Origin of the sequence: Bradyrhizobium sp. BRP56 (assembly GCF_020194035.1) — a bacterium.
Classification (GTDB): Bacteria; Pseudomonadota; Alphaproteobacteria; order Rhizobiales; family Xanthobacteraceae; genus Bradyrhizobium; species Bradyrhizobium australafricanum.
In genome coordinates this window covers 1-5,489 of record NZ_JADYVV010000138.1, presented here as the reverse complement: position 1 = coordinate 5,489, position 5,489 = coordinate 1, and the positions used below count along the sequence as shown (strand labels likewise).

Sequence of the window (5,489 nt, the reverse complement as noted above, 5' to 3'; positions counted from 1 at the left end):
AAAAATATACTTCGACGTATCAATCCCAATGCGGATAATCTGGTTCACGGACGGCTCCCTTGTATGAGATCTAGACAACCTCATTCTGGCACACTGATGCCGTAGGGGGCCGTCCACACCATCAACCCCAACTGTCGGTTGTCGCGCGACGCTGGGGGCCGCTTTCCCGTTCACAAGCAAATTCGGTGGTTATGGGTCCTGGCCTTCGCCAGGACGACGGAGGAGACATCGCGCTTTCCCACTAACCCCTCTCGATTGGCAGGGACTCATCCTTCGCCCATTCGCCCATCGAGCCGTCATAGAGCGTGAGATTGTCGTAGCCGAGCCGATGCAGCTGAAACAGGTCGATGGTCGCGGAGATGCCGCCGCCGCAATAGGCGACGACGCGCTTGTCCTTGGTGATGCCTTGCGCTGCGAAGATTGCTTCGGCCTCCTCAAGCGGCACGAACGTCTTGGCCTTGGGATCGATCAGGGTCGCCGCCGGCACGCTGACGCTGCCGGGGATGCGGCCGGGCCGGCCGTAACGGCTCGGCTCCAGTCCCTTGTAGAACTGCGGGCCGAGCGCGTTGATGATGACGGTGTCACCTTCCGCGGTCGCGGCGAGCACGTCATGCTTGTCGACGAACATGCCGTCCTTCGGCCGTGCCGGAAACGTCGCCGGCGGATAGCCGCCGGCAAGTCCGGTCTCGATGTCACGTCCTTCGGCGGTCCATTTGTCGATGCCGCCGTCGAGCACGGCGGCACCCTCGAAGCCGAGCGAGCGCAGCATCCACCAGAACCGCGTCGCCCACATTGCGGTGCCGATCGAATAGAGCACGACGCGGCTGCCCGCCGAGATGCCGTGGCGGCCGAACGCGGCTTCGAGCTGCGCTGTCGGCGGCATCATGAAGCGCAGATGGGTATGGGCATCCGAGAACTCGGCCTGCAAATCGAGGAAATTCGCGCTCGGGATGTGGCCGGCCTCGAACGTCTGGCGACCCGAGACGACAATATAGGGAACGTTGCTGCCGGCGGGGGCCGGCTCCAGATAGGTCGTGCAGTCGAACAGGCGAAGGTCCGGCCGGGTCAGGATCTCGGCAAGTTCCGCCGTGGTGATCAGCTCGCTATGGCCGGCCATTTTGCGTCCTCCCGGTGTGTGTTTAACGGGATGCTAAGATGCGCGAGATCACATGAAAAGCTGTCACTTTGCCCTTTGATTCACCCCAATCCGGTCCAATATAGCTGGGCATGCAGGACGCCGCTGCATGGCTTGCGTTTGGCCTCAATCGGCGCCATAAGCTGTTGAATTCACTCCGAAACATGATCGTTTGGCCCGCCGCGCGCGAGGCCCATCGCCCCCTTGGTGAATGTCACCAAAACCTGATATTCGAGACGCCATGAACAAGCCCGAGATTTTGCCGCAAGACGACGTCGCCGGCCCCGCGCCGCGGCACCAAACCACGCAGGTCATGGTCGGCAACGTCGCCGTCGGCGGCGGCGCGCCGATCGTCGTGCAGTCGATGACCAACACCGACACCGCCGATGTCGACGGCACCATCGCCCAGGTCGCCGCGCTCTCCCGCGCCGGCTCCGAGATGGTCCGCATCACCGTCGACCGCGAGGAAGCCGCCGCTGCCGTGCCGCACATCCGTGACGGCCTGCGCAAGCGCGGCATCACCACGCCGCTGATCGGCGACTTCCATTATATCGGCCACAAGCTGCTCGCCGAATATCCGGCCTGCGCCGAGGCGCTCGACAAGTACCGCATCAATCCCGGCAATGTCGGCTTCAAGAACAAGCGCGACACGCAGTTCGCCGACATCATCGAGATCGCCAACAAGAACAACAAGCCGGTGCGCATCGGCGCCAATTGGGGCTCGCTCGACCAGGAGCTGCTCACCAAGCTGATGGACGAGAACACGGCGTCCGCGAATCCGCGCGATGCCCGCGCGGTGACCCGCGAGGCGATGGTGCAGTCGGCGCTGCTGTCGGCGGCGCGCGCGCAAGAGCTCGGCATGCCGAAGAACCGGATCATCCTGTCGGCGAAGGTCTCCGCCGTGCAGGATCTGATCGCGGTCTATCAGGAAGTGGTGCGCCGCTCGGATTATGCGATCCATCTCGGCCTCACCGAGGCCGGCATGGGCTCGAAGGGCATCGTGGCCTCCTCGGCCGCGCTCGGCATCCTGCTGCAGCAGGGCATCGGCGATACCATCCGCATCTCGCTGACGCCGGAGCCCGGCGGCGACCGCACGCTGGAAGTGCAGGTCGCGCAGGAATTGCTGCAGACCATGGGCTTCCGTACCTTCGTGCCGCTGGTTGCGGCCTGCCCGGGCTGCGGCCGCACGACCTCGACCACGTTCCAGGAGCTGGCGCGCTCGATCCAGGATTTCATCCGCGACGAGATGCCGGCCTGGAAGACCAAGTATCCGGGTGTCGAGCAGCTCAACGTCGCGGTGATGGGCTGCATCGTCAACGGCCCCGGCGAATCCAAGCACGCCAATATCGGCATCTCGCTGCCCGGCACCGGCGAAGCGCCGGCCGCGCCTGTCTTCGTCGACGGCAAGAAGTTCCGCACCCTGCGCGGTCCGGGCATCGCCGCCGACTTCAAGGCACTGGTGATCGACTACATCGACCAGCGCTACGGCAACGGCGCCAAGCTGCCGGAGCAGGCCGGCGCCGCGGAGTAGTCCGCCGCTCGCGCAACACATTCCGCCGTCGTCCCGGCCTAGTGCGCAATTGCGCACGGGAGCCGGGACCCATAACCACCGGCGGTAATTGTGATGCGAGACGTGGGTTACCAGCCTTCGCAAAACCCGATCCTGTGATGATGGGTCCCGGATCTGCGCTCCGCTTCGCTGCGCTTGTCCGGGACGACAGATATGTTTGAGGCGCAGATTGCGCTTCCGTCGATGCGCGTTACCATGCTCCCAATCAAGAATGATTGGGAGAACGCCCATGAGCTCGCTGTCCGGCAAGCAGGGTCCGCGCTATCGCCACCTCGCCGACCAATCCGAGCCCTATGAGACCATCGGCATCGAGAAGCTGACGCCGATCATCGGTGCGGAGATCTCCGGCGTCGATATCGGCAAGCTGGTCGGCGACGATGCGCGCTCCAACCGCCAGATGGACGAGATCCATCGCGCGCTCGCCGAAAACCTCGTCATCTTCTTTCGCGACCAGCACATCAGCCCCGACCAGCATCTCGCCTTCGGCCGCAAGTTCGGCGAGCTGCATGTGCATCCCGCCGCGCCCAATGAGGGCGATCCGGCGCTGATGAAGATCTACGCCGACAAGGATTCACCGCGCGCCAATGGCGAGGGCTGGCACACCGACGTGTCCTGCGACCTCGAGCCGCCGATGGGCTCGATCCTCTACATCAAGCAGTGCCCGCCGCGCGGCGGCGACACGCTGTTCGCCAACATGTACGCCGCCTATGAGGCGCTGTCGGACCGCATGAAGGCCTATCTCGACGGGCTGACCGCGCTGCATGACGGCGAGCAGACCTATCGCGGCCTGTATGCGAACTACGGCGTCGCCGACAAACGGGAATATCCCCGCGCCGAGCATCCGGTGGTCCGCACCCATCCGGTGACCGGCAAGAAATCACTCTACGTCAATCGCGGCTTCACCCGCTTCATCGTCGGCATCCCGCGCGACGAGAGCGACGCCATGCTGGCCTATCTCTACCAGCACGCCGAGAACCCGCTGTTCCAGTGCCGCTTCCGCTGGACCGAGAACGCGATCGCGTTCTGGGACAACCGCTGCGCCCAGCACCGCGCGATGTGGGATTACTGGCCGCACACCCGCTCCGGCACCCGCGTCACCGTGAAGGGAGAGCGGCCGGTGTGAGGAATTGCGTGGTGCGTAGGACGGGTAGAGCCAACGGGTCCGCGCAACGCGCGGCCCCGTTGGCTCCACCCATCCTACGAACTACGAACTGAAAAAAATGCCATCGGGAGACCGCCCATGCTTCGCGCCGAAGACAACAAATTCCTCACCGAATCCGGTGAGGGGACCGGCATGGGCGAGTTGCTGCGGCGGTTCTGGATTCCGGTGCTGCTGTCGGAGGAGCTACCGGAGCCGGACAGCGATCCGAAGAAGATCGCGGTGATGGGCGAGGAGCTGCTCGCCTTCCGCGACACCAGGGGCGTGGTCGGCGTCATCGATCAATACTGCCCGCATCGCGGCGCCAATCTCTGGCTCGGCCGCAACGAGGAATGCGGCATCCGCTGCGTCTATCACGGCTGGAAGTTCGACACCGACGGCCGCTGCGTCGACATGCCGACCTCGTATCCCGACCTCAACGCAAAGGACCTGATCCGGATCAAGTCCTATCCGGTGCGCGAATGGGGCGACATGATCTGGGCCTATATGGGCCCGGCCGATCAGATGCCCGAACTGCCGGCGCTGGAGATGGCGCTGCTGCCGGCCTCGCACCGTTTCGTCACCAAGAAATGGCAGGACTGCAACTGGGTGCAGGCGGTGGAAGGCTCGATCGACACCGCGCATTTCACCTTCGCGCATCTCTCCTTCGAGAAGGAGGAGAACGAGATCCTCGACATCAAGAAGCATTTCGTGAACCCGCTGACGCGGGTCGCGACCGATCACATGCGCTGGATCGCCGAGGATCCGCGCCCGGTGATCAAGATCAATCCGCATGAGGCGGGCCTCACGGTGGCCGGCGGACGGCTCACCGGCAGCGACAACATCTACTGGCGCATCGCCCAGTTCCTGATGCCGTTCCACAGCTACGCGCCGAGCTCGATGCCGGGCGAGAACATGTTCGGCCAGTCCTTCGTGCCGGTCACCGACACCAATTGCTGGATCTACACCTATGCGTGGAATCCGCACCGCCCGCTGACCGATGCCGAGCGCGAAGGCTACGCCAACGGCAATGGCGTGATGGCTGTCGTCGACGAGAACTACGTGCCGCTGCGCAACAAGGCCAACGACTATCTGATCGACCGCAAGCTGCAGCGGACCAAAAGCTACACCGGCATCAAGGGCGTCTCCGAGCAAGACGCCGCGGTGCAGGACAGCCAGGGCCCGATCGCCGACCGCACCCGCGAGCATCTCGGCCCGACCGATCTCGGCATCATGCATTTCCGCAAGCTCATGATGGAGGCGGCCCGCGCGCTGCAGAAGGGCGAGGCGCCGCCGCATGCTCAGCATCAGGACCGCTACACCGTGCGCTCCGGCGCCTGCGTCACCAGCAAAACCAAGGACCTCACCACCGTGATGATCGAGCGGTTCGGCGATCCTGCCGGCTTCGTCGGCGGTCCCGGCCAGAACGCCGCGGCGGAGTGATCACCGCCGTCGTCCCGGCGAAGGCCGGGAGGTGGATTCACATTCGAAGTGCAACACTTGAGCAAAGGACTCGGCGGGCGTGCGGTAGTCAAGGCATTTGCGCGGGGTGTTGTTGTAGGCGGCGATGAACTGGCGGAATCTGGCGGTCGAGAGGGTTACGAGATCCGTCTTGCGGGGAATAAAGCGGCGCATCCTGCCGATGG

At 64.3% G+C, this 5,489-nt stretch carries 4 protein-coding genes and 1 pseudogene; 3 read left to right on the top strand and 2 right to left on the bottom strand.

Annotation, left to right across the window (positions count from 1 at the left end; translation table 11 throughout):
• Positions 1–241: 241 nt before the first annotated feature.
• Positions 242–1,117 carry a sulfurtransferase gene (locus tag I6F38_RS42845; RefSeq protein ID WP_225164634.1) on the bottom strand — a complete coding sequence of 292 codons (876 nt, stop codon included), beginning with the start codon at positions 1,115–1,117 and terminating at the stop codon, positions 242–244.
• Between the two features lie 259 nt (positions 1,118–1,376).
• Between I6F38_RS42845 and ispG the strand changes: the two genes are divergently transcribed.
• From ispG to I6F38_RS42830, 3 genes are all read left to right on the top strand, one after another.
• The gene (gene ispG, locus I6F38_RS42840; protein WP_028338143.1) at positions 1,377–2,666 is read left to right on the top strand and encodes a flavodoxin-dependent (E)-4-hydroxy-3-methylbut-2-enyl-diphosphate synthase; all 1,290 of its coding nucleotides are present in this window, start codon (positions 1,377–1,379) and stop codon (positions 2,664–2,666) included.
• Positions 2,667–2,934: 268 nt separating this feature from the next.
• Entirely contained in the window at positions 2,935–3,828 is an 894-nt protein-coding gene (locus I6F38_RS42835) for a TauD/TfdA family dioxygenase (RefSeq protein ID WP_225164633.1), read from the top strand.
• A 117-nt stretch (positions 3,829–3,945) separates the two neighbouring features.
• Positions 3,946–5,286, top strand: a complete 1,341-nt coding sequence (locus I6F38_RS42830; RefSeq protein ID WP_225164632.1) for a Rieske 2Fe-2S domain-containing protein — start codon at positions 3,946–3,948, stop codon at positions 5,284–5,286.
• Here the strand turns inward: I6F38_RS42830 and I6F38_RS42825 are convergent.
• Positions 5,287–5,489, bottom strand: a pseudogene (locus I6F38_RS42825) (hypothetical protein); the annotation flags it as partial. It abuts the gene before it with no gap.

Coding starts and splice junctions, on each gene's coding strand:
- I6F38_RS42845 (WP_225164634.1), bottom strand. CDS start 1,117: ATGGCCGGCCATAGCGAGCTGATCACCACGGCGGAACTTGCCGAGATC.
- ispG (WP_028338143.1), top strand. CDS start 1,377: ATGAACAAGCCCGAGATTTTGCCGCAAGACGACGTCGCCGGCCCCGCG.
- I6F38_RS42835 (WP_225164633.1), top strand. CDS start 2,935: ATGAGCTCGCTGTCCGGCAAGCAGGGTCCGCGCTATCGCCACCTCGCC.
- I6F38_RS42830 (WP_225164632.1), top strand. CDS start 3,946: ATGCTTCGCGCCGAAGACAACAAATTCCTCACCGAATCCGGTGAGGGG.